Annotated in this window: 19 protein-coding genes and 5 pseudogenes; 14 read left to right on the top strand and 10 right to left on the bottom strand. The window is 59.4% G+C overall.

Annotated elements, in window-relative coordinates; translation table 11 throughout:
- The first annotated feature begins 121 nt into the window (after window positions 1–121).
- Together C9I57_RS03575 and C9I57_RS03570 are read left to right on the top strand one after the other, a co-directional pair.
- Complete coding sequence (locus tag C9I57_RS03575; RefSeq protein ID WP_107149300.1) at window positions 122–448, top strand: hypothetical protein; 327 nt, start codon at window positions 122–124, stop codon at window positions 446–448.
- A 25-nt stretch (window positions 449–473) separates the two neighbouring features.
- Window positions 474–1,028: a cob(I)yrinic acid a,c-diamide adenosyltransferase gene (locus C9I57_RS03570; RefSeq protein WP_018442111.1), complete on the top strand. Its 555-nt coding sequence runs from the start codon at window positions 474–476 to the stop codon at window positions 1,026–1,028.
- A gap of 334 nt (window positions 1,029–1,362) precedes the next feature.
- Here C9I57_RS03570 and C9I57_RS03565 read toward each other — a convergent pair whose 3' ends face one another.
- From C9I57_RS03565 to C9I57_RS03545, 5 genes are all read right to left on the bottom strand, one after another.
- The gene (locus C9I57_RS03565) at window positions 1,363–1,767 is read right to left on the bottom strand and encodes a nuclear transport factor 2 family protein (RefSeq protein ID WP_181321716.1); all 405 of its coding nucleotides are present in this window, start codon (window positions 1,765–1,767) and stop codon (window positions 1,363–1,365) included.
- 94 nt (window positions 1,768–1,861) lie between these two features.
- Window positions 1,862–2,746, bottom strand: coding sequence for a TIGR03619 family F420-dependent LLM class oxidoreductase (locus C9I57_RS03560; protein WP_107149298.1), 885 nt, complete (start codon window positions 2,744–2,746; stop codon window positions 1,862–1,864).
- Window positions 2,747–2,893: 147 nt separating this feature from the next.
- Window positions 2,894–3,400, bottom strand: a complete 507-nt coding sequence (locus C9I57_RS03555) for an SRPBCC family protein (RefSeq protein WP_107149297.1) — start codon at window positions 3,398–3,400, stop codon at window positions 2,894–2,896.
- A 116-nt stretch (window positions 3,401–3,516) separates the two neighbouring features.
- Entirely contained in the window at window positions 3,517–4,029 is a 513-nt protein-coding gene (locus C9I57_RS03550; RefSeq protein WP_107149296.1) for a nuclear transport factor 2 family protein, read from the bottom strand.
- Between the two features lie 85 nt (window positions 4,030–4,114).
- Complete coding sequence (locus C9I57_RS03545) at window positions 4,115–5,554, bottom strand: FAD-dependent oxidoreductase (protein WP_107149295.1); 1,440 nt, start codon at window positions 5,552–5,554, stop codon at window positions 4,115–4,117.
- Window positions 5,555–6,012: 458 nt separating this feature from the next.
- Between C9I57_RS03545 and C9I57_RS03540 the strand changes: the two are divergent.
- Together C9I57_RS03540 and C9I57_RS03535 are read left to right on the top strand one after the other, a co-directional pair.
- Window positions 6,013–6,275, top strand: a pseudogene (locus C9I57_RS03540) (DUF4400 domain-containing protein); the annotation flags it as partial.
- Window positions 6,276–6,328: 53 nt separating this feature from the next.
- Complete coding sequence (locus tag C9I57_RS03535; protein WP_107149294.1) at window positions 6,329–6,772, top strand: SET domain-containing protein; 444 nt, start codon at window positions 6,329–6,331, stop codon at window positions 6,770–6,772.
- A 236-nt stretch (window positions 6,773–7,008) separates the two neighbouring features.
- Here the strand turns inward: C9I57_RS03535 and C9I57_RS03530 are convergent, their stop codons facing one another.
- Window positions 7,009–7,590 carry a tyrosine-type recombinase/integrase gene (locus tag C9I57_RS03530; RefSeq protein ID WP_258187482.1) on the bottom strand — a complete coding sequence of 194 codons (582 nt, stop codon included), beginning with the start codon at window positions 7,588–7,590 and terminating at the stop codon, window positions 7,009–7,011.
- A 529-nt stretch (window positions 7,591–8,119) separates the two neighbouring features.
- On the opposite strand from C9I57_RS03530, the gene C9I57_RS33115 reads away from it, so the two are divergent.
- The 8 genes and pseudogenes from C9I57_RS33115 to C9I57_RS03490 all read left to right on the top strand — a co-directional run bounded on the left by C9I57_RS33115 (window position 8,120) and on the right by C9I57_RS03490 (window position 14,833).
- A complete protein-coding gene (locus tag C9I57_RS33115; protein ID WP_258187481.1) occupies window positions 8,120–8,383 on the top strand; it encodes a hypothetical protein in 264 nt (87 codons plus the stop codon).
- Window positions 8,384–8,481: 98 nt separating this feature from the next.
- Window positions 8,482–9,917: pseudogene (locus C9I57_RS03520) on the top strand (DDE-type integrase/transposase/recombinase).
- Window positions 9,914–10,771, top strand: a complete 858-nt coding sequence (locus C9I57_RS03515; RefSeq protein ID WP_107149293.1) for an ExeA family protein — start codon at window positions 9,914–9,916, stop codon at window positions 10,769–10,771. Before C9I57_RS03520 ends, C9I57_RS03515 begins: the two are co-directional and overlap by 4 nt.
- 1 nt (window position 10,772) lies before the next feature.
- Entirely contained in the window at window positions 10,773–10,988 is a 216-nt protein-coding gene (locus C9I57_RS03510) for a hypothetical protein (RefSeq protein ID WP_090873790.1), read from the top strand.
- 317 nt (window positions 10,989–11,305) lie between these two features.
- Complete coding sequence (locus C9I57_RS03505; RefSeq protein ID WP_107149292.1) at window positions 11,306–12,481, top strand: thiolase domain-containing protein; 1,176 nt, start codon at window positions 11,306–11,308, stop codon at window positions 12,479–12,481.
- A gap of 3 nt (window positions 12,482–12,484) precedes the next feature.
- The gene (locus C9I57_RS03500; protein WP_107149291.1) at window positions 12,485–12,883 is read left to right on the top strand and encodes a Zn-ribbon domain-containing OB-fold protein; all 399 of its coding nucleotides are present in this window, start codon (window positions 12,485–12,487) and stop codon (window positions 12,881–12,883) included.
- 13 nt (window positions 12,884–12,896) lie between these two features.
- The gene (locus C9I57_RS03495) at window positions 12,897–13,703 is read left to right on the top strand and encodes an enoyl-CoA hydratase/isomerase family protein (RefSeq protein ID WP_107149290.1); all 807 of its coding nucleotides are present in this window, start codon (window positions 12,897–12,899) and stop codon (window positions 13,701–13,703) included.
- A 117-nt stretch (window positions 13,704–13,820) separates the two neighbouring features.
- Window positions 13,821–14,833: pseudogene (locus C9I57_RS03490) on the top strand (IS110 family transposase).
- Window positions 14,834–14,841: 8 nt separating this feature from the next.
- Here C9I57_RS03490 and C9I57_RS03485 read toward each other — a convergent pair.
- Window positions 14,842–15,659 (bottom strand): IS5 family transposase gene (locus tag C9I57_RS03485; RefSeq protein ID WP_107149289.1). Its coding sequence is split into 2 segments (ribosomal slippage): window positions 14,842–15,311 and window positions 15,311–15,659, totalling 819 coding nucleotides; the frame shifts between segments, so codons are not numbered across the junction.
- 659 nt (window positions 15,660–16,318) lie between these two features.
- Window positions 16,319–16,543 (bottom strand): annotated as a pseudogene (locus C9I57_RS03480) (transposase domain-containing protein); the annotation flags it as partial.
- 306 nt (window positions 16,544–16,849) lie between these two features.
- On the opposite strand from C9I57_RS03480, the gene C9I57_RS03470 reads away from it, so the two are divergent.
- Window positions 16,850–17,053: a hypothetical protein gene (locus C9I57_RS03470; RefSeq protein WP_107149287.1), complete on the top strand. Its 204-nt coding sequence runs from the start codon at window positions 16,850–16,852 to the stop codon at window positions 17,051–17,053.
- Window positions 17,040–19,043, top strand: a complete 2,004-nt coding sequence (locus C9I57_RS03465; protein ID WP_107149286.1) for a recombinase family protein — start codon at window positions 17,040–17,042, stop codon at window positions 19,041–19,043. Before C9I57_RS03470 ends, C9I57_RS03465 begins: the two co-directional genes overlap by 14 nt.
- Here the strand turns inward: C9I57_RS03465 and C9I57_RS03460 are convergent.
- Window positions 19,039–19,524: pseudogene (locus tag C9I57_RS03460) on the bottom strand (IS66 family transposase zinc-finger binding domain-containing protein); the annotation flags it as partial. The gene C9I57_RS03465 and the pseudogene C9I57_RS03460 overlap by 5 nt on opposite strands.
- Window positions 19,525–19,553: 29 nt before the next feature.
- Complete coding sequence (gene tnpB, locus C9I57_RS03455; protein WP_369008104.1) at window positions 19,554–19,706, bottom strand: IS66 family insertion sequence element accessory protein TnpB; 153 nt, start codon at window positions 19,704–19,706, stop codon at window positions 19,554–19,556.
- Window positions 19,707–19,822 lie beyond the last annotated feature (116 nt).

The following is a 19,822-nucleotide window of genomic DNA, read 5'->3' as shown; positions in this document are numbered from 1 at the left end:
GCGTCTTGTTGAATGTCGCTATTCAAATTGCCGGGCGTAGCGCACATGCACTCGCGGCTGATGGCGATATGTGTTGTTGAATCTTACTAATTGCGCGACGAACAGCCCTCCGCGCGGCGAAATGGCGGACATTCTCATGTCGAGACAGCACGTGCGCGATATGAAGCGCGACATCAAGGTTGGAATGGTTTCCGGCCGCGCGCCTGAGGCAGGTGCTGCGGCTCGGACTGCCGCATTGAAGCTATTGGATCGGAGTATAGCCTTCGGTCATTGCCGTCTTGCCGTTATCCGGTTTTTGGTCGCTGCGGAGGTCGGGGCCGGCATTACGCTCGATCGCGTCAGATACCGTGAAGACGCGGTGGTGAAATGTAACGATGCTTCGCTTAGTCAGTCGTTTTCGGCGGCCTTGAAAAGGATTTTCGTTTTTCCCCCGGCAGATACTTTGTGAATGGCAATTGCCTGACGAGGACGATATGGGTAACCGTCTCAGCAAAATTACGACGCGCACAGGTGACGACGGGACCACCGGGCTGGGTGACGGTAGCCGAGTTCGTAAGGACAATGCACGAATCGCGGCGATTGGAGAAGTTGACGAACTGAACTCGCACATTGGCATGTTGCTGTGCGAGGACATGCCAGATGACGTACGGGGAGCGCTCATCGCCATCCAACACGACCTTTTCGATCTGGGTGGTGAGTTGTGCATACCAGGTCACGCCATGATATCGGACGAGCACCTGGCGCGGATCGATGGCTGGTTGTTGCATTACAACGCCACCATTCCCCCGCTACAAGAATTCATTCTCCCGGCAGGTTCCCGGCCCGCAGCGCTTGCGCATGTTTGCCGAACGGTATGTCGGCGAGCGGAGCGTTCGATCGTGGCGCTCGGGCAGGTCGAGCAAATCAATACGGCTCCGCGACGGTATGTAAACCGTCTGTCGGATCTGCTCTTTGTACTGGCGCGTGTGCTAAATCGCACGGACGGAGGCAGCGACGTGCTGTGGCACCATCAGCGGGTGGCTGGCTGAACATAGGCGATTGGCTGCTGGTCGATGTCGGGCAGATCCGCGATGGTGCCTTATTTCAAGGCGATGCTGTATATCGTCGTGCTGCCGACCAGCGCGAGTGGTCGGAGTATTCGCAATCGAACAAGGCATGCACGGAGCGGACCGGAGTTGCGAAGCTGGCTGGAGTGGTTACCTGCGCTGCTGCCGCGAGAAATTGATTATATGCGGCGCTTGATGACTAAGCGTCGGCGAGTGAAGCTGAGGCTTGTCAACTTCAGCGGTCGTAGATGACTTTGCGTACTATCGGCGGGTAGGCGAAGAACTGGATGACTTGCTCCGTGAGCCGCTGTCGTGTTCAGATAAGGTCGGCTGCCCGAAGGGCAGCGGCAGTGTCGCCATAGATCACTTCCAACTTTCGCGTTTTCCCATCGACGATCGTCCATATCTCGACCATCCGAAACGAGATTGTCTTCCCCGATTTTCTGCCGGTGATGGTGAGTTCCCCCACCAAGATCACGTCGTCGCCATCGGCAATCATTTTGTGCTGGGTGAATTTCGGGTTGGAAAAATGCTCCTTCACCAGACCCATGAGCCTTGAAAAACTGTCGATACCCTTATGGACGCCTCCATACGGCAGAGAAGCAGCCTCGTGGATCTCGGTCTCGGCCGTGAAGCTGGCCGTGAAGCCCTGACGGTCTCCGCGCGCGTTGGCCGCGTAAGCGTCTTTAACGATCTGGATATTTTGCTGTTCGACCGACACGCTCACATCCTCCTTTGAACAAGACCACCCGCGAACCGAGGCTTGGCGGGCCGACCACCAGTTATTGATTTATGTCTCGACGTTCTTGCGACGGCTAGCGGAGCTTCGCGATCACGTCGTTGCCGAAGCGATTTATCGCGTCGAGCTTTGCGTCAATCGAAAGTCGGGAAGAGGGTAAGAGCACCACCCCGTAGTCCGTGACCCCAATTTCTTCTAGTCGACGAAAGTGATCGAGGTCCACGCTTCCTTGCCCGCCCGTTTGGAAATCCGACTCTCGCGCATGAACTTGAAAGTCGCCGCCTTCTTTTCCGTACTCGCGCCGAAGGCTGGTCAGCGTTTCGACAGTTTCCTTCATCATGTCGAACTTCATATTGACGGCTGTCCAGCCATCGCCGATCCGAGCCGCTCGTCGCAAAGCGGGCTTGGAATGACCTCCGATCACAACCGGAACGGGGAGAGTGGGCGTAGGATTGATTCTGATCGGACCAAATTTGTTGTGTTTGCCTTCATAGGAGAAGACCTCACCAGTCATAAGGCCGCGCAATATCTCAATCGATTCATCCAATAATTCGCCCCGCGCTTCCCACGGAAGGTTGTTATAGACATAGTCTTCCGCCCAAGGCCCGATGCCAGCTCCATAGATGTAGCGGTTGTTTGAAATCACAGCGAGAGACGCAATCTGCTTGGCTAGAAGGATCGGCTGGCGAGACGCGGTCTTCAGGACGTTCGAAAATAGCTTTATTCGGCTGGTTTGGCCTGCAAGCCAGGAAAGCACAACAAAGGTTTCTACGAACGGCGTATTTTTGATGTAGTCTCTAATGACTTTGGTTTCATTGTAGGGATACGTAGAGTCAGTTTCTTCTGGGTAGAAAATGCTATCGGGTATGGAAAAGATGTCAAAGCCGGCGTTTTCCGCTGCAGCGGCCATAACCGGCCAATCTTGATAATCGCCGTGAGTGACTGAAAGATTGAAGCGCAATGTTGTCTCCTTGATTTCCTAGAGGATCCGGCTTGAATAGAAGGGTCGCCCCCGAGTCGCGTCAGGACAAGTGCGAAGCTCGGCGCCGGCGGGACGCCGACAGACTCGCCAAGCGATATGCTCCAAAGTCACCGGTGATTCATTTGTTTATCGCGCCCGCTGCGCATACTGCTTTTCGAAATGCACATTGAGACCTCGGATCATGGAGTCGTAGACTGCTACGAGCGTTGCACGAAGCTTGTCGATATTGCCGGTCTCCATAACGTCGAAATTCGCTTCGACTGTGATGTGGCAACGATTATTTGGAAGCGGATCGAGAGCCCAATTGGCGATGTAGTTCCTGATGCCGTGCAGGAAGCCGTCCACGCAATCGTAATAGAACCTGTAGGCGGTTCGGTCTTCACGCAGCAGAACTTCGCGGTTCACCAGCGGCAGGCCGCTTCCCTCCACATTGGAGCGAGTCATTACGCGAACACGAAACTGTGCGTTCTTTTCGCCCTCGAGATGGACTTTACCGAGCTCCATCCCCTCCTCGGTCACATCGTTGAGAAGCCAATCGAGATTGGCCCAGTCGAGCAGCAAGTCCCAGACATCGTCGATGTTCGCGGAAACCTCGCCCTCGAAGTCAGCTTTTCCCCTCTGCACTTTGCTCATCGGAAACCCCTCAAGATCTGATTGTCAAACGGTGGCTCGATCGAGTTGGGCGGCTTAGCGCACTGACAATTTCCATGGTGCCGCCGCGCGTCACAGGTCTCGAAGATAAGCCGCCGCTAAGCCGCTTTTATGACGCCGCGTTCGTCGACGGCTTTAACTTCCACGTCGCCGCGGCCGGCACGGCGGGCGATTTGCTCGAACAAGCGGACATAGCCTGTGCGCGCGATCTTCCATTGGCCGTTCACACAGCGGTAGTCGTCGTAGTAATAGCCGGCGCCGGTGATTTCCTCGCCACCGGTCAGGTTCCTCACCGGGTCAGGTACGGGACCCTTGAAGTGAACGATATCTTGCAGCCGCCAAGTACCCTTGGCGGTGTCCGGACCGGTCAGCTCGATCTCCGGCTGCAGCGCGATGTGACTGCTGTAGACGACCGGAAGGAACCAAGCCTTGAGCCTCGCGATGATATTGTCGGGGCCCTCTGCGGTGAACTTTCCTTGGTTGTACCAAACGCTTGCATCATCGGTGAAGCAGCTGCGAAGCAACTCCCAATCTTGAGTATCGACTGCACGCAGGTAGCGGTATTTGGTCTGGCTGATCTCATGCAGCGCAGTAAACTCATCGAGCGTCATCGTGCGATTCTCCAACTGTTGTAGAGCGTCGGGGGGCGGGCGAACTGCACACGGACCCCGGGCTAGGTATTCGCAACCGAATTTCCTACGACTCCGGAATCGTGCGTTCTGCTGCGCCGCGCAGACCCTTGGCGTCTCTCGCCGCCGAGGCGCCGGCCAGACGGCCAAAGGTAAGGGCGTTGGCCACGCCGATGCCGCCGCCGACATACCGTCGACCCAGAGTGCACCCCAACACCTCGCCGGCCGCGTAGAGGCCCCGGATGGCTGTCCCGCTTCGGTCGAGCACGCGGCCGTCATTGTCGATGTCGAGGCCGGCATGGCAGGACGTGATCGTGGAAGCGCGCATCTTCACGGCATAGAAGGGACCTTTGCGGATCGGATAAAACTTGCTGGTCGACTTGAGGAAATCCTCGTCCTTCCCGGCATCCGCAAACTGGTTGTAGCGCTCGACCGTCGCAATCAGACCGGGCGCGTTGATGTCTGCTCGCTGAGCTAGCTCCTCGAGGGTGTCGGCCGTCTTCACCCGTCCTTCCTGAATTTTGCGACGGATCACGCTGACCCTCCAGCCTGCCGGACCCGGATCGTTCACATAGTGCTTGACCACTATGTCTTCCGCGCAAGCCTCGAGAAAGGCTGCGTCGTCGAAGATGACAAAGCAGTGCATGCCGGGCTGGTCGTTGATGAGGTAGCCCGAGATCGCATAGGAGGCGTCCTCCGGCGCGAAGCGTTGGCCGTAGCGATTCACCACCATCGCCCATTCGGGAAAGAAAGCCTCTAAGTCATACGGCGCCAGAGCAGAGTTGGGTGTCAGCAGGCCGTTGTTGATGCCGGTGATCCGCGCGCCAACATCCTCGGCGATCCTGATGCCGTCCCCCACATTGAAGGGTACCTCGTGGTAGATGGAGAAGACACGCTCGCCGTGCGAGGCGGCCGTGGGCCACAAACGTTCGATCATTTGCGGACTGTTCCCGAATCCACCGGTGGTGATTACGACGCTCGGCGCGCGCAGTTCGGTTCCCTCCACTCGAATGCCGACAACGGCCCCGTCTTCCACGAGTAGTCCGCCGACACGCGAGCCCAGAGCGACCTCGACGCCGAGAGGGCCCGCGTGGTTGATCAGGGACTGGACAATGCCATAACCGCTGTTGATGGACTGATGCCCACGCGGACAGCCGCCGACCCCGGATTCCACGATGAGGTGCGGTGGGAAGTCATTACCCAGCTCGATCAGCCAATCGATGATGGAGGCGCCTTCATAGGCCAAGATACGGGCCAGGGCCGGCCGGATGGACCACTGGTTCAGACTCATCAAGTGGTTGAACATCGCCTCCGGCGTGTCTTCGATCCCAGCAGCGCGCTGCGGGGCAGTTCCAGCAGCATAGACCACACCGCTGGACAGAGCGGTTGCTCCCCCCAGCTTGGTGTCCGCCTCGACCAGCATTACAGAGGCGCCCGCCTTGGCCGCCGCGATAGCCGCTGAGAGGCCCGCGCCACCTCCGCCCACGACGATGACGTCATAGTCCATCCCACACCTTTCCAATTTTGCTTCGCGCCCCTTTGGTGCCGCGCCGACCGCCGCGGTCACAAGCCGCCAAGTCAGTCAGCAACTCCAAAATCTCGTCGATTGACGCGTCGACGATACCCCGCACCTCGGCGTGGCCTCTCTGAGACTTCCGCATGTGGTTTGCCTCTCTAAAGGAAAACGACGTTGGGCGTCTTCGTCTTCATGCACCTGAGAACTGCCAGCAGGGTACATGTCGACCGCTGATGGTTCCGATGACGACATCAAGTATGCTAGCAGATGATATTATGCCGATCAAATCGGGGTATACCAAGAATTCACGAGAGCTACATTGATCATCCTTGTTTTCACTCGGGAACTGCCGGCAGGGTACATGTCGATCGACAATGGTGTCAATACTTGCATACGGTATGTATCGATACAATAATTATAAACACGCTGGAGTGGGCCGGGAATTTAGCCCGCAGTTCGTGCTTGCGGTTGCGGTGGCATTCACCGATGGGCTGGTGGCGCGACACGTGAGGCGTGTGCAGGGCGGGCACGAGTCCGCAACGCGTTATCACCACGCAAAGCACCTGCTGATGTTCGGCGTGATCCCGTTGGGGGCGATCATCTGGCTTGTGGCGCGGTGCCGCTACCGATCTAGCTCCATTTCTGGCCGGTCTCGTTGATGACGGTGATCACGGTATGGATCATGACCAAGTACTTCAAGAAATACACCTAGGCTTTAATTTGCCGCCCTATACTGCGACGACAAAAAAGGAGGACAGGCAGGTCATGCAGCGACGTGTGGTGGTTCGGCGCTCGCCTGTGCACGGGCGCGGCGTGTTCGCGTTGCGGGCAGTTGAGCCCGGCGAGCAGTTATTCGAGTACAAGGGCGAGGTCATCGCCTGGAGGACAGCCATCAGGCAACACCCGAAGAGTGGTGCTACTGGCCACACGTATTTCTTCGGCTTGTCCGACGGACGCGTGATCGACGGCGGGCGAGGGGGAAATAGCGCACGCTGGCTGAATCACTCATGCCATGCCAACTGCGAGGCAATCGAGATCGAGGACCGTGTGTTCATCCACGCATCGTTAGCGATCGCGCCGGGCGAGGAACTGTTTCTGGATTACCAGTTGACTGTTGACGATCCGGCGGACGAAGCAACAAGATTGAGTTATGTGTGCCGATGCAACGCGTTGGGATGCCGCGGCACGATGCTGGCTATCGGGTCGTGAGACCGCAGGCGCAGCAATCCCGTGGTCGTCGCCCTTGTAGTCGTCGAGATCGACCGCGGTCCATTCGGCATATCGGACCATTCCGGGACGGCTTGCTGTCCAGATCGTCATCCAGGCTGCGACATAGGCGATCAAGCGACTCGTCGACTTCTCGAGCACGCGCAGAAAATCGGGCAGTTCTGGTTCGAGGAGGTGAGGGTAGCGCTTCGCCTTCGGGGCGGCTTTCGCGATGACCTTCAGTTCGGACGCGGGATTGAATTCGCACTTGCCGCGCGCGATCGCCTGACTGAAGATCTCGCGCAGCCAGCCGCGGGCCTTCTTCGATACGTTCGGGGCGTCGTGCTTTTCGAAACGTTCCTGGACGCGTGTGCGCAGTCTGCGCGCGTGATGTTGACCAGCTTGATCGAACCGAGCTCGGGCAGAATGTCGTTGTCGAGGTACGTCCGGATCTTATCGAGCGTCGAGGCGGACCGACCCGCATCCAGTTTGCTCTTGTACCAGAGCTCCGCGGCTACCTTGAACGTGCCGTCGTCGCTGCTATCCGCTAGCTGTCGGTCTATCCGTCGTTTTGCGCGCGGATCGGCGCCGTCGGCAACGAGGGTCCGGTATGCCGCTGCCTGCTGCCTCGCTTTCTGGAGCGTGACGCCGGGGTAGCGTCCCAACGAGATACGCGGCTGCTTGCCGTGCAGGCGATAGCGGAAATGCCAGAACTTGTTGCCCTCCGGCGTGATCCTGAGAACCAAACCGTCGCCATCGGCGACATCGTAGGGCTTTGGCTGAGGCCGGGCTGCTTCGACTTCGCCGACGGTGAGAGGCATGGTGAGTACATTTCTTGATCTTGAACTTTCAATGTACTCAAAAACGTACTCACCAGCACGTGGCTTGCCGTATTCCCGCTTAGACAGCAATAAACAAAAAACCCCGCAAATTCAATGATTTCGGGGTCTTCTGGACTTCTCTAAACAGCCTTGTGGTGCCCAGGGGAGAGTCTCTTGTCTGCCAGAACTCGAGACCCCCGCAGTGTGCCACGTGAGTATCCAGAACCCCAACTTTTATCGCCTGCTGCTACTTATCGATCAGGACTACGCCGAACAGACCCGCGCGCAGCGTTGTCGCTGCGGTGGCGTACTCCATAGCGCCCGCTACCTCGCGCAAGCCGCGCGGAATTTCACACGACGCCCGCTGCCACTGCGATTTTCGCTACAGCTTCTGCTGCGCTGGCTGTCGCCGCCGTACCACGCCTTTCTCCGTGCGCTTTCTTGGCCGGCGCGTCTACGTCGGCGCAATCATGGTCACCGTCAGCGCCACCCGGGCTAGCGCAGGGCCAGCGCCGGTACGGCTGTGGCAATGCGCCAGCTCGATGCGCTGGGCGTACCGCCCTCGACGATTGCGCGATGGCAGCACTGGTGGACGACCGGCTTCGTCGGCACACCATTCTGGTCGCTCGGACGGGCGGCGTTCGTGCCGCCCGTCGAGATCGCACAGGTGCCGGCAAGCCTGCTCGAGCGCTTCGCTACCACGCAGCCTGCCGAACCATTGTCATGCCTGCTGCGCTGGCTCTCGCCGCTCACCAGCGGCAGTGCCGTGAGCATCCTGCGTGAGGGACGGTAACCGCCCGCAGAACTTGTTGCTCGCCCCCTCCGAACAGCGCTTGTAGTCTCGCCTCTCCCCTGAATCGCGGCGCGTTGCGCCGCATCTTTGGAGAACGTATGACTGAACTTCACGATTTACCCTTGCGGGATCGTTGGGCACGCCTGCGCTTTGCGATCGTGGGCCCCTTGCTTGCCGCACCACCTGAACCCGGCGAGTTGCGCGAACTCATCACCGCGCTGGCCGCCAGACGCTGGCGTCATCCCGTCACTGGCGACGATATCCAGTTCGGCCGCTCGACCATTGAACGATGGTTCTATCAGGCCCGCCAGGCGCCACACGACCCGGTGGCGAGGCTGCGCAACCGCAAGCGCCCCAACGGCGCCGGCGCAAGCCTGTCGCCGCAGACGGTACAGGCGATCCGCACGCAGTACCGCGACCACCCCGGCTGGACCTGCCAGTTGCACTTCGACAACCTCAAGGTCACGCTCGGTGCGCAGAACCTGCCGTCGTACACGACCGTGCGCCGTTACATGCGTGCGCAGGGCCTGTTCCGGGAACGCCAGCCCCGACACACGAGCACCGGCGCGATGCTCGCGCGTGATCGTCTCGAGAAGCTCGAGGTCCGCAGCTTCGAAGTCGAGCACGTCAATGCGCTCTGGCATCTCGATTTCCATCACGGCTCGCGCAAGCTGCTCATGAGTGACGGCGAATGGATCACGCCGATGCTGCTGTGCGTGATCGATGACCGCTCGCGCGTCGTCTGTCACGCGCAATGGTTTCTCGACGAGACTGCACGCAGCCTGATTCACGGACTCACCCAGGCGTTCCAGCGCCGGGGGCTGCCACGCGCGCTGATGACCGACAACGGCGCGGCAATGCTTGCCGAGGAGACGACCGCCGGGCTGCTCGCGCTGGGTGTGCTGCACCAGACGACGCTGCCATATTCTCCGTACCAGAACGCGAAGCAGGAAACGTTCTGGGCGCGCATAGAGGGGCGCGTGATAGCCATGCTCGAAGGCGAGCCCATCTCACGCTCGAGCTGCTCAATCAGGCCACCGACGCCTGGATCGAGCGCGAGTACCATCACGCGCATCATTCCGAGATCGGCGGCACGCCGCTCAAACGCTACCTGGCCGGTCCCGACGTGCGGCGCGAGTGCCCCGCAAGCGACGCGCTGCGCGCAGCATTCCGTATCGACGTCACACGAACCCAGCGGCGTTCGGACGGCACCGTGAGCCTGGCCGGCACGCGCTTCGAGATCCCCTCGGCTTACCGGCACCTGCCGCGCGTGCGCCTGCGCTACGCGCACTGGGACCTGAGTCGCGTCGATATGGTCGACCCCGACAGCGATGCCGTGCTGTGCCCGCTGCGGCCACTGGACAAGGCCGCCAATGCCGACGGCCAGCGCCGTCGTCTTGATGCCGTCAATGTCGAGCCGCCACCGGCCAGCGCGCCCGGCATTGCGCCGCTGCTGCGCCAGATGCTGGCTGAACATGCCGCGACCGGCCTGCCGCCGGCCTGGGTTCCCGCTGACTGGCAGGAGGGGGTATGAGCCCGCGTCTGCAGGCCCTTTATGGCCTGAAGTGGAACCCGTTCTCGCCGGAGCTGCCGCTCGAAGCGCTGTACGTGTCGCCGCGTGTCGAGAACTTCTGCTGGCGCATCGAGAACGCGCTCGTGCGTGAAGGCGGCTTCGCGATGATCCACGGCGAGCCCGGCACCGGCAAGAGCGTGGTCATGCGCGTGCTGGCCGAGAAGCTCGAGCGTCTGACCGATCTGACGGTCGTCTCAATCAATCATCCGCAGAGCAACCTCGCCGACTTCTATCGCGAGATGGGCGACATCTTCGGCCTCGAACTCAAACCGCGCAACCGCTGGGGTGGCTTCAGGTCGCTGCGCGACCGGTGGCTGTCGCACCTGCAGAGCACGCGCCGTCGTCCGATTCTGCTGATCGACGAAGCGCAGGAGATGAGCCCCGGCGTGCTCAACGAACTGCGGCTCATGGCCAGCGCCCGCTTCGATTCGCAGCCCCTGCTGTGCGTGGTGCTCGCCGGTGACACCCGCCTGACCGACAAGCTGCGGCGCGACGAACTGCTGCCACTGGGCAGTCGCATCCGTTCGCGCCTGGCGAGCGAGAAGGCTTCGGCCGACGATCTGCTGGCCTGCCTCGATCATCTGCTCACCAGTGCCGGCGCCCCACAGCTGATGACGCCGCCGCTGCACCACACGCTATGCGAACACGCGCTGGGCAACTATCGCGTGCTTACTACGCTCGCCAATGAACTGCTCACTACCGCCGCGCAGCGCGAACTGCCCGAACTCGACGAGAAGCTGTACTTCGAGGTCTTTGCACCATCAACACAGTCCTCGCGCCGCACGCCAGCGCGTCAATCCAACGGAGCCAGATGAGATGTCCCGCAGAACACCAACTCACCAAACCGATGTCTCTCGACGCTTGCCATTGCCTGAGCTCTCCGATGAAGCTGCCTACATGATGCAGTTCTTCATTGAAGATCTGTATCTATGGTTCAGCCGTGCCTACGCGACCCAGATCCGGCGCTATCGCGAGCCGTGGTACCCCGGTCCGGAACAACCGCCGCATCGGCCGGCCGACGAGCCGTTCTGAAACGACAGCGGGGGCATCATCGCCCCCGTTTTACTTGGCCCCTTCAACATCATTTATCTTGATCATTGCCCCATCGATTTACGTGCTCACGCTCACTTTGAGCCACGAGGACATTCGCTCGACGGTGCTTCGCACCCTCCGGACTAAAACCGGGGGCAGGTCAGGTGCTTTAGCTCATAAGTTGCGTCCGTTGCTCGCCGAATGCAACCCCAAATCCATGATGTTGGCGCCGACCTGATACCAGGGTGTGATCTCTGTTGTTCAGTGGTTCAACCAATGATAATATCGACCAACGTTTTTAGCCGAGAGGAGTAGGTATGACGATCAAGGGCAAGGCTTGTATAGCAGGGGCTTTTGAACACCCGACCCGCAAAGCGCCTGAGACAACGGTGGCGCAACTGCACGCCGAGTGTGCAAAAGGAGCGCTGCTTGATGCTGGTTTGACGCTGCAGGACGTCGACGGGTATTTCTGCGCAGGGGACGCCCCCGGCGTAGGGGCGAATAGTATGGCGGACTACTTTGGGCTGACGCGACTGCGCCATGTGGACACGACGGACACCGGAGGGTCGGCGTACCTGATTCATGTCGCTCATGCGGCTCAGGCGATCGCGGCGGGCAAGTGTGACGTTGCGCTCATCACGTTGGCTGGCCGTCCTCGTACGGAGGGCGGCGGCGGAGTTGGCGTTGGCGCACGCCTTGTAACTGCGACCACGCCAGACGTTCCGTGGGAAATGCCGTACTCGCCGGTAACGGTCAATATGTACGCACTGGCCGCAGCACGCCACATGCACGAATATGGGACGACATCCGAGCAACTTGCCTGGATCAAGGTTGCTGCAGCAGCACACGCTCAGCACAATCCTAATGCCATGCTGCGTGACCCGGTTACGATGGAGGATGTCCTAGCTTCACCTATGATTTCAGATCCCCTCCATAAGCTCGATTGCTGCGTTGTGAGTGACGGCGGCGGCGCGCTGGTCGTTGTCCGGCCAGAAATTGCGAAAGGGCTCAAACGTCCCGTCGTCAACATCCTCGGTGCTGGTGAAACTATCAAAGGTCAACTCGGCGGAAGCGTGGATCTTACTTGGTCAGGCGCAGCAATTTCCGGGCCAATTGCATTCACCGAGGCAGGGGTGACGCCAGCCGACATTCAATATGCCTCAATTTACGATAGCTTTACGATCACAGTTCTGATGCAGCTCGAAGACTTGGGATTCTGTAAGAAGGGTGAGGGCGGCAAGTTCGTCGCGGACGGTAATCTTATTTCTGGCATTGGAAAATTGCCATTCAACACGGACGGCGGCGGTCTTTGCAACAATCATCCGGCGAACCGTGGTGGCATTACCAAGGTGATTGAAGCGGTTCGTCAGCTACGTGGCGAAGCACATCCCAAAGTTCAGGTCCCGAATTGTGGCCTTGCGCTTGCTCAAGGCACCGGCGGATTGCTGGGGTCTCGCCACGGTAGTGCAACTTTGATTATGGAGCGGATATAAGAAATGGCTACTCCTTATTCTGATCGCCCACTTTCCGCGCCGTTGGTCGATGCGTCGACGGAGTTCTTTTGGAATGCCGCAAAAGACAAGCAACTTTATAGTCGCCGCTGCCGATCGTGCGGAAAGCTGCATTGGTATCCACGAGCATTGTGTCCCTTCTGTCAAGGGGAGACGGAGTGGGAACGTATGTCGGGAGATGGCACCATCTATACCGTGAGTGTAACGCGCAAAGCTGGCCCTATCCCTTACGCCATTGCATATGTAACCCTTGATGAAGGTGTCACGATGCTGACAAACATTGTCGATTGCGATCTTGACAGCCTGCAGATTGGTCAGCGCGTGCGTGTGTGTTTCAAGCCAGCGGAAGGCGGTGGGCTGGTTCCAATGTTTGCCCCACTGTGAGAGGTCGAGCGGGATGGAGACGTTAGAGTTCGAAGTAAAAAATAAAGTTGGCTGGATTCGCATGATGCGTCCAGCCAAGCATAATCCCTTTGATGCTGAGCTCCGTGCGAATCTAATGCATGTATTGGACAACGTTCGGAGCGACCCAGAGATTCGAGTGCTTGTGCTGACTAGCAGTCCTGGTGCGTTCTGTGCGGGAGGAAACCTTCAGGTTCTGCACGAGAACGTCGATTCTGGCCCAACGTATTGGCAGCAGCGTATCACCCAAGGACTGCGCTTCATTCACGATATGCTGAATATCGGAAAGCCAGTAATCGCAGCAGTTGACGGTCCCGCGTTGGGTGCCGGATTCGCGTTGGCGCTAACGGCGGATATTGTGCTTGCTACGCTGCGCGCCCGGTTCTCAATGGCTTATCTCCGCCTCGGTTTGGTCCCCGATCTCGGCGCACTTTACTTGCTACCCCGTGCCGTGGGGTTGCAACGGGCTAAAGAGCTGATGTTTTCGACTCGGGACGTGGGCGCCGAGGAGGCCAAGCAACTAGGGCTGGTCATGGAAGTTCACGAAGGCGATCAATTTGAAGAGCGAGTGCGCGAGATCGCGGAGAGTCTGACCGTTGCGGCACCTGCAGCACTCGCGCTAACTAAAGCCGCGCTTAACTCATCGCTGGATTCTGACCGGCAGACAATGTTCAGCATGGAGGCGAGCAGTCAAGCCGCCGCGTTTTCTGCTTCTGAGCCTAGAATCGCTATCGAGGCGTTAGTCGCCAAGAAGTCACCTCCTTTTAGTGGATTTCCTCGACCTGCAGGAGAATTGATATGAACGCGTCCCACCCCGCGACCGAGTGAGCAAAGGAAGGTGGATCCTCACGGGCCGACGGCATCGATGTGCCCAAAGTGGAAAATATGGAATTTTCCAAGGCAACCGGAGGATCCTGTGATGAATCGTACAGCAGTAGGTGTGGACATCGCAAAGTGTTCCAGGTGCACTACGTCGATCAGGAAACGGGTGAGCTTGTGAACAAGCCGATTAAGCGGGAAAAGTTCCTTGAGCACTTCGCGAACCGGGCACCCTGCGTGATCGGGATGGAAGCATGCGGTGGAGCGCACCACTGGGCCCGGCAACTGATGAAAATTGGCCACGAGGTGAAGCTGATGCCGGCAGAGTTCGTGAAGGCGTTCAGCATACGTAACAAGAACGACGCGGCGGACGCCAGGGCGATCTGGCTGGCAGTGCAGCAGCCAAGCAAGGCGGTCGCGATAAAAACCGAGATGCAGCAAGCAATGCTGGGGCTACACCGTATGAGGCAGCAATTGATCAAGTTCCGAACGATGCAGATCAATAATCTGCGGACTGCTGACGGAATACGGCGAGGTGATGAGCAAGGGCCGGGCCAACCTGGACAGGGAGATACCGTTGGTACTTGGGCGGATCGCTGAGCGCCTGCCCGCGGTGGTCATTGACACGCTTCGCGAGCAGTGGAACGGACTGGCAAAGCTGGACGAGCAGGTAGCGCAGATCGAGCGCCGCATGCGCGAGTGGAAGAAGGAAGACAGGTCGGTGAAAGCCGTTGGCGAGATTCCCTGCGTCGGACTACTGACGGCAACAGCGGCAGTCGCAATGATGGGTAATCCGGAAGTGTTCAGTTCTGGGCGGGAGTTTGCCGCGTGGGTGGGGATCGTACCGAAGCAGACGGGTTCGGGTGGCAAGGTGAACCTGCACGGCATATCGAAGCGCGGCGACACGTACTCCACACACTGCTGATCCACGGCGCGCGCAGCGTGATTGAGAACGCAAAGGAACCCGGTGAATGGGTCGAGCAGATGAAGAAACGGCGGCCGAAGAATGTGGTGATCGTCGCATTGGCCAACAAGATCGCGCGGACGATCTGGGCGGTGCTCGCCCATGACCGGCCGTACCAGAAGGGCTACGTGAGCGTGAAGCCGGCTTAGAGACGGTTTCATAAAGGCTGCCGAGTCCTCTGCAAAGTGATCCAGCAGATCATGGAGCAACCGAGTTTGAGGAACGCTTCATGAATGTCGGCACGTCGTTCGAATCGGATACGGAGACGTCGAAAGTGGTGCATCCAGGCATGCGTGCGCTCAACGACCCATCGAACCTTCCCAAGACCGCTGCCGTGTGGTTGTCCACGTCGGGCAATGCTGGTGGGAATGCCTCGCTCGTGCAGGATGCGCCGGTACTTGTCGTGATCGTAGCCTCGATCCGCATAGACGCGTTTGGGCCGGCTCAGTGGCCGACCGCGAACGCCTTTGATCGGCGCGATCGCCTCGATCAGGGGGATCAGTTGCGTGACGTCATTGCGGTTGGCGCCGGTCAAGATTGCCGCGATCGGCGTGCCGTTGGCGTCGGTGGCGAGGTGGTGTTTGGAACCGGGTCGCGCTCGATCGGTGGGGTTCGGGCCAGTTTTTCGCCCGCCCCAACCGCACGAATCGACGAGGAGTCGACGACCACACGTGAGAAGTCGATCTGGTTTGCCGCGCGTAGTTTGGCCAGCAGCAACGCGTGCAATGCATCCCACACGCCGGCCTCTTGCCAGTCCCGCAGCCGCCGCCAGCAACTCACACCCGAGCCACATCCCATTTCCGCAGGAAGATCGCGCCAGCGAATGCCGCTCTTCAGCACGAACAGAATGCCCGTCAGTGCTGCGCGATTCGGCACGGGCTTGCGACCCGGGTACTTGAACCGACGGGGCTTGGCAGGTGGTAGAAGTGGCTCGATTAGTTTCCACAACTCGTCGTCAATGATCGGCTTGCCCATCTCCCTGATCCGGTTGTCACGACGGCTCAGGTTAACAGGTCAAGAGAAAAGTTATAATAACAGTAGCTACTCGTCTTTAGAGGGTAGCCACGTTTCCTCTCGGAAACGCGGCCCCCGAAGAACCGTACATGCGAGTTTCCCCGCATACGGCTCGCGCACGGCATAAAGCATCTCGGCGATGCCGGTTGCGAATGTGCATACACAACCTTCGTTGACGTCACATCGTCGATTCCTCCCGTTGCCGGAAGACGGGCGCTGAGCCGTAATCAAACCGGCCTCTCACAAGCTTCCCATTGGTGAATCCCTGATATGGACCAACGACAACCGCACCACGCGCACGTCAGCACCCTTTCAGGTTGGGGCAAATCTCGAACCCCTATGTCACCCATTACAGGCAACCCTTCGCTTCTTGCGCGTTCTCACTCCCGCTTCCCCAACAGTGTTCCTCACGGGCCACCTGCCGCCGCTCCATTGAGCCGGAGCGAAGGCGGAGAATCGGGGTTCCCGCGTTCCCATCCCTGCCGACCCGAGCACTTCGCACGGATCTATCCGTTTAGCACCTGTCTATTCCCCGATGGCACCGTGACGACGTGCACCCAATTCAAAGAGATGCAACGTAAGCGTGTCGCGAACGCCGTCTTGACGACGGCGCCTTGATGTCAGCTGTCGTTGCGGAGTTGATCCGCTACGACCCACGGCATGAGCTGGTCCACGCGATTGATCGCGTGATCGGCGATTCGGGCAAGTACGAAGCGCAAATATGCCTCGGGATCGATCTCGTTCAGCTTTGCTGTCCCGATCAGGCTGTAGATCGCGGCGGCGCGTTCGCCGCCGGAATCAGCGCCGGCAAATAGGTAGTTCCGCCTTCCGATGGCGAGTTCGCGCTCATTCTGCCCATATCGGGCAGGAAGTTGAGGTTCATTACCGTTGGCATCCGCTTTATGGCCGCCGCGTCAAGGTTCGAGACGTCGAGCAGCGCGGCACTGGCCATGTGGTGCACGTCGAGGCCGCCACCGGGGTAATCAAGATGGTGGCCGCATGGATGCTGGATCGCGCTGTTTGCTCGACCATGGAGCTTGGCGAGCCAAGGGTGAGCGTGGCGGTGTTATACGGCCTGCAGCAGATGCTTGTTGCTCGCCGTTTCCATGCAAACTCGCCGGACGATTTCAATATCGTTCGGGAGAAGCGGAATGAACAAGCAGTCAAAGGGCAGTTCAGTGCGGACGCCCCCGTTGACGGGGATGCCGCGCCAGATGAACATGAGGTTCGACAACGCCGAACTTCAGGGAATGAGCGCGGCGCAGCGCGCCGCGGTGATCACGTCTCTCGCAAGCCTGTTGATACAGGCCGCGGGAAGCGCGGCCGGGAAGGAGCGTGACGATGACGAACGCTGATCGTTTGCCGCCCCCCCTTCTCAACCGCAAGGCGGTCGTTTATGTCCGACAGTCGACGCAGGCTCAGGTCCAGCTGAATCTCGAGAGCAAGCGTCGCCAGTACGAACTCGTGGACGAGGCAAAGCGTCGCGGGTTTCGAGATATCGAGGTCATTGACGATGACCTGGGCCGCTCGGCGAGCGGTACGGTGGCAAGGCCTGGTTTTGAGCGCCTGGTGGCATTGCTCTGCGCTGGTGAGGTAGGTGCTGTTCTTTGCCTGGATGCGTCGCGTCTTGCCCGTAACGGGCGCGACTGGCACCATCTGCTCGAACTGTGCGGACTCGTCGAGGCGAGGGTCATCGACCTTGACGGCGTGTACGATCCTTGCCGACCTAACGACCGGCTACTTCTCGGCATGAAGGGCAGCATCAGTGAGTTCGAACTCAACGTGCTCCGAACGCGTATGCTTGATGCTGCGCGAGCCAAGGCGCAGCGCGGCGAATTGCGTATCAGCGTCCCGATTGGATACCTCTGGGATCGCGATGTCGGCCTGGGTCTTGATCCGAACCAGCGACTTCAGGAAGTTATTCGCCTGATCTTTACGCGCTTTCGCGAACTCGGTAGCGCGCGGCAGGCCTTCCTGTCGTTGTGGTCCGAACAGGTCCATTTTCCGCGCCCAACCGACGGCAGGACGCTGACGCACTTCGAATGGACGTTGATACGTTACCGTAATGTGATCTCAGTGCTTAGGAATCCGTTCTATGCCGGAGCCTATGTTTATGGCAAGAGTGGGAAGCAGACGACCATCGTCGATGGGCGTGCACACAAGACCTACAAACACCGCAAGCCGTTCGGGGAGTGGGAGGTTCTGCTTCGGGAGCACCACGAAGGCTACATCGACTGGGCAGAATTCGAGCGAAACCAGAAGCTGCTCGCCGCCAACGCCTATGGCAAGGCAGGTGACGTAAAATCGGCGCGTGGTGGGCAAGCCCTGTTAGCGGGCCTGCTGGGATGCGCACGCTGCGGGCGTCGACTGACAGTGGCCTATACTGGGCGCACCCCGCGACCAGTTTACCGATGCTATCGCTTTGACCTGCCACCGAAGTGCATGAGGTTCGGTGGACCCCGCATAGACGCCGCGATTGCAAGAGAACTAATGCGTGTCGTAGAGCCACTGGCTATAGAGGCAGCCGTGCAGGCCGAACAAATGCAAATGGACACCTTGAGCGAGCAGCGGCGCGTTATTGAACTCGAATTGCAGCAGGCTCAGTACGAAGCCACGCTGGCAGAGCGGCGCTATGCTGCCTGCGATCCTGATAACCGCCTGATTGCCGCGCAACTGGAGAAGAACTGGGAAGCGGCGTTACGCCGTGTCCAGGCCTGCCAAGTACGCCTGGACGTAGCACATACACCGGCAACACCGGCCTCTGCTGATGACTTTGCGAAGCTCGCAGAGGACCTCAATGCTGCCTGGAATGCTCCGGGTGTCACAACGCGCATGCGCCAGCAACTGGTTCGGGCGCTGATTGTCGATATCGTTGCAGATGTGGACGAAACGGCGCGTGAGGTCATACTCACGATTCACTGGCAAGGCGGTCAGCATTCACAGTTACGCATCCGCAAGCCCAAGACCGGAGAACACGGATGCAGCACGTCTGACGAAGCGCTCGCCGTCATCCGTAGAATGGTAACCCGATGGTCTGATCAGGACATCGCCGCATCACTAAATCGGATGGGGATACGCACGGGCCAGGGCAAGACCTGGACCGCACATCGAGTCAACTCCGTTCGGCGAGTGCGTGATATCCATGCGTACAAATCGGCCGAGAAGGATGGTGTCTGGTTGACGATGTCAGAGGCGGCGCAAGCGCTTGGCGTCACCAATCACGTGATCCGCCGTCTGATCAAGGACCGAATTCTGCCCGCGGAACAGGTGATGCCGGACGCTCCCTGGCAGATCCGTGCGAGCGACCTACATACCGAGGTGGTTGGTACCGCACTTGCCACTTAGGCCGCACATGACGGATCACACGGAAGCTTGCGGGCACGTACTCGAGTTGCTCGGCAACGTCTTCGCCCAGCAGCTTCATCTTGCCGCCGCATTCCGAGCATGTCTCGGTCGATTCCGGCAAGTGCGTTTGCACTTCACGTGGCAGATGCTCGGGCAGCGGTTTCCGAGGCGACTGTTCCGGCGCTGTACGAGGTGTCTTCGGGATTTCGATAGGAGCCGCGCCTTCGTCCGCTTCGAGCTCTTCCAGACGCAGTTCGAGTTGCTCGATCTGACGATCGAGCTTCTCCGACTTGCGGCCGAACTGCATGCGGCGCAGCTTCGCAATCAGCAGCTTCAGATGCTCGATCTCCGCCTTGGCGGTAGCGTTCGCCGCCTTGTGCGATTCGACTACGTCCTCCAGATGACCAATGCGAGTATCGCGCTCGAGCAGCATGGCTTTGAGCGCTTCAATGTCGTCTGGATAGGCGTTGGCCGCGGTCATGCCCGCAGTTTACGCGGCGGCCCGCAGGTTTACAACGCCGATGTCGGCTCTGCCGTTCGTATCGGCTGGCGCCAATCGATGCCTTCGAGCAGCATCGACAGTTGCGCTTGGCTCAGGCATACGACGCCACCGTCCGCGCGTGGCCACACGAATCGCCCTTTCTCCAAGCGTTTGTAACTCACCTCGGAATGCAGGCCTTTCCGCGGCCTCGACGCAGCTTGTCCGCATAACCCATCCCTTCCATCCGTTTAGCGGCCGGCAGCTCGTTTGCGTCGGTGAACGCTATAACCGCTCTGGC

The organism is Trinickia symbiotica, from assembly GCF_003028655.1.
In the GTDB taxonomy this organism is placed as follows: Bacteria; Pseudomonadota; Gammaproteobacteria; order Burkholderiales; family Burkholderiaceae; genus Trinickia; species Trinickia symbiotica_A.
Note: the sequence above shows the minus strand (reverse complement) of the source record. Positions and strands in the feature narration are given on the sequence as shown.

Excerpts from the sequence above, each read along its gene's own strand:
- C9I57_RS03575 (WP_107149300.1), top strand. The coding sequence starts at position 122 with ATGGCGGACATTCTCATGTCGAGACAGCACGTGCGCGATATGAAGCGC.
- C9I57_RS03570 (WP_018442111.1), top strand. The coding sequence starts at position 474 with ATGGGTAACCGTCTCAGCAAAATTACGACGCGCACAGGTGACGACGGG.
- C9I57_RS03555 (WP_107149297.1), bottom strand. The coding sequence starts at position 3,400 with ATGAGCAAAGTGCAGAGGGGAAAAGCTGACTTCGAGGGCGAGGTTTCC.
- C9I57_RS03550 (WP_107149296.1), bottom strand. The coding sequence starts at position 4,029 with ATGACGCTCGATGAGTTTACTGCGCTGCATGAGATCAGCCAGACCAAA.
- C9I57_RS03545 (WP_107149295.1), bottom strand. The coding sequence starts at position 5,554 with ATGGACTATGACGTCATCGTCGTGGGCGGAGGTGGCGCGGGCCTCTCA.
- C9I57_RS03535 (WP_107149294.1), top strand. The coding sequence starts at position 6,329 with ATGCAGCGACGTGTGGTGGTTCGGCGCTCGCCTGTGCACGGGCGCGGC.
- C9I57_RS03530 (WP_258187482.1), bottom strand. The coding sequence starts at position 7,590 with ATGCCTCTCACCGTCGGCGAAGTCGAAGCAGCCCGGCCTCAGCCAAAG.
- C9I57_RS33115 (WP_258187481.1), top strand. The coding sequence starts at position 8,120 with ATGCGCCAGCTCGATGCGCTGGGCGTACCGCCCTCGACGATTGCGCGA.
- C9I57_RS03515 (WP_107149293.1), top strand. The coding sequence starts at position 9,914 with ATGAGCCCGCGTCTGCAGGCCCTTTATGGCCTGAAGTGGAACCCGTTC.
- C9I57_RS03510 (WP_090873790.1), top strand. The coding sequence starts at position 10,773 with ATGTCCCGCAGAACACCAACTCACCAAACCGATGTCTCTCGACGCTTG.
- C9I57_RS03505 (WP_107149292.1), top strand. The coding sequence starts at position 11,306 with ATGACGATCAAGGGCAAGGCTTGTATAGCAGGGGCTTTTGAACACCCG.
- C9I57_RS03500 (WP_107149291.1), top strand. The coding sequence starts at position 12,485 with ATGGCTACTCCTTATTCTGATCGCCCACTTTCCGCGCCGTTGGTCGAT.
- C9I57_RS03495 (WP_107149290.1), top strand. The coding sequence starts at position 12,897 with ATGGAGACGTTAGAGTTCGAAGTAAAAAATAAAGTTGGCTGGATTCGC.
- C9I57_RS03470 (WP_107149287.1), top strand. The coding sequence starts at position 16,850 with ATGAACAAGCAGTCAAAGGGCAGTTCAGTGCGGACGCCCCCGTTGACG.
- C9I57_RS03465 (WP_107149286.1), top strand. The coding sequence starts at position 17,040 with ATGACGAACGCTGATCGTTTGCCGCCCCCCCTTCTCAACCGCAAGGCG.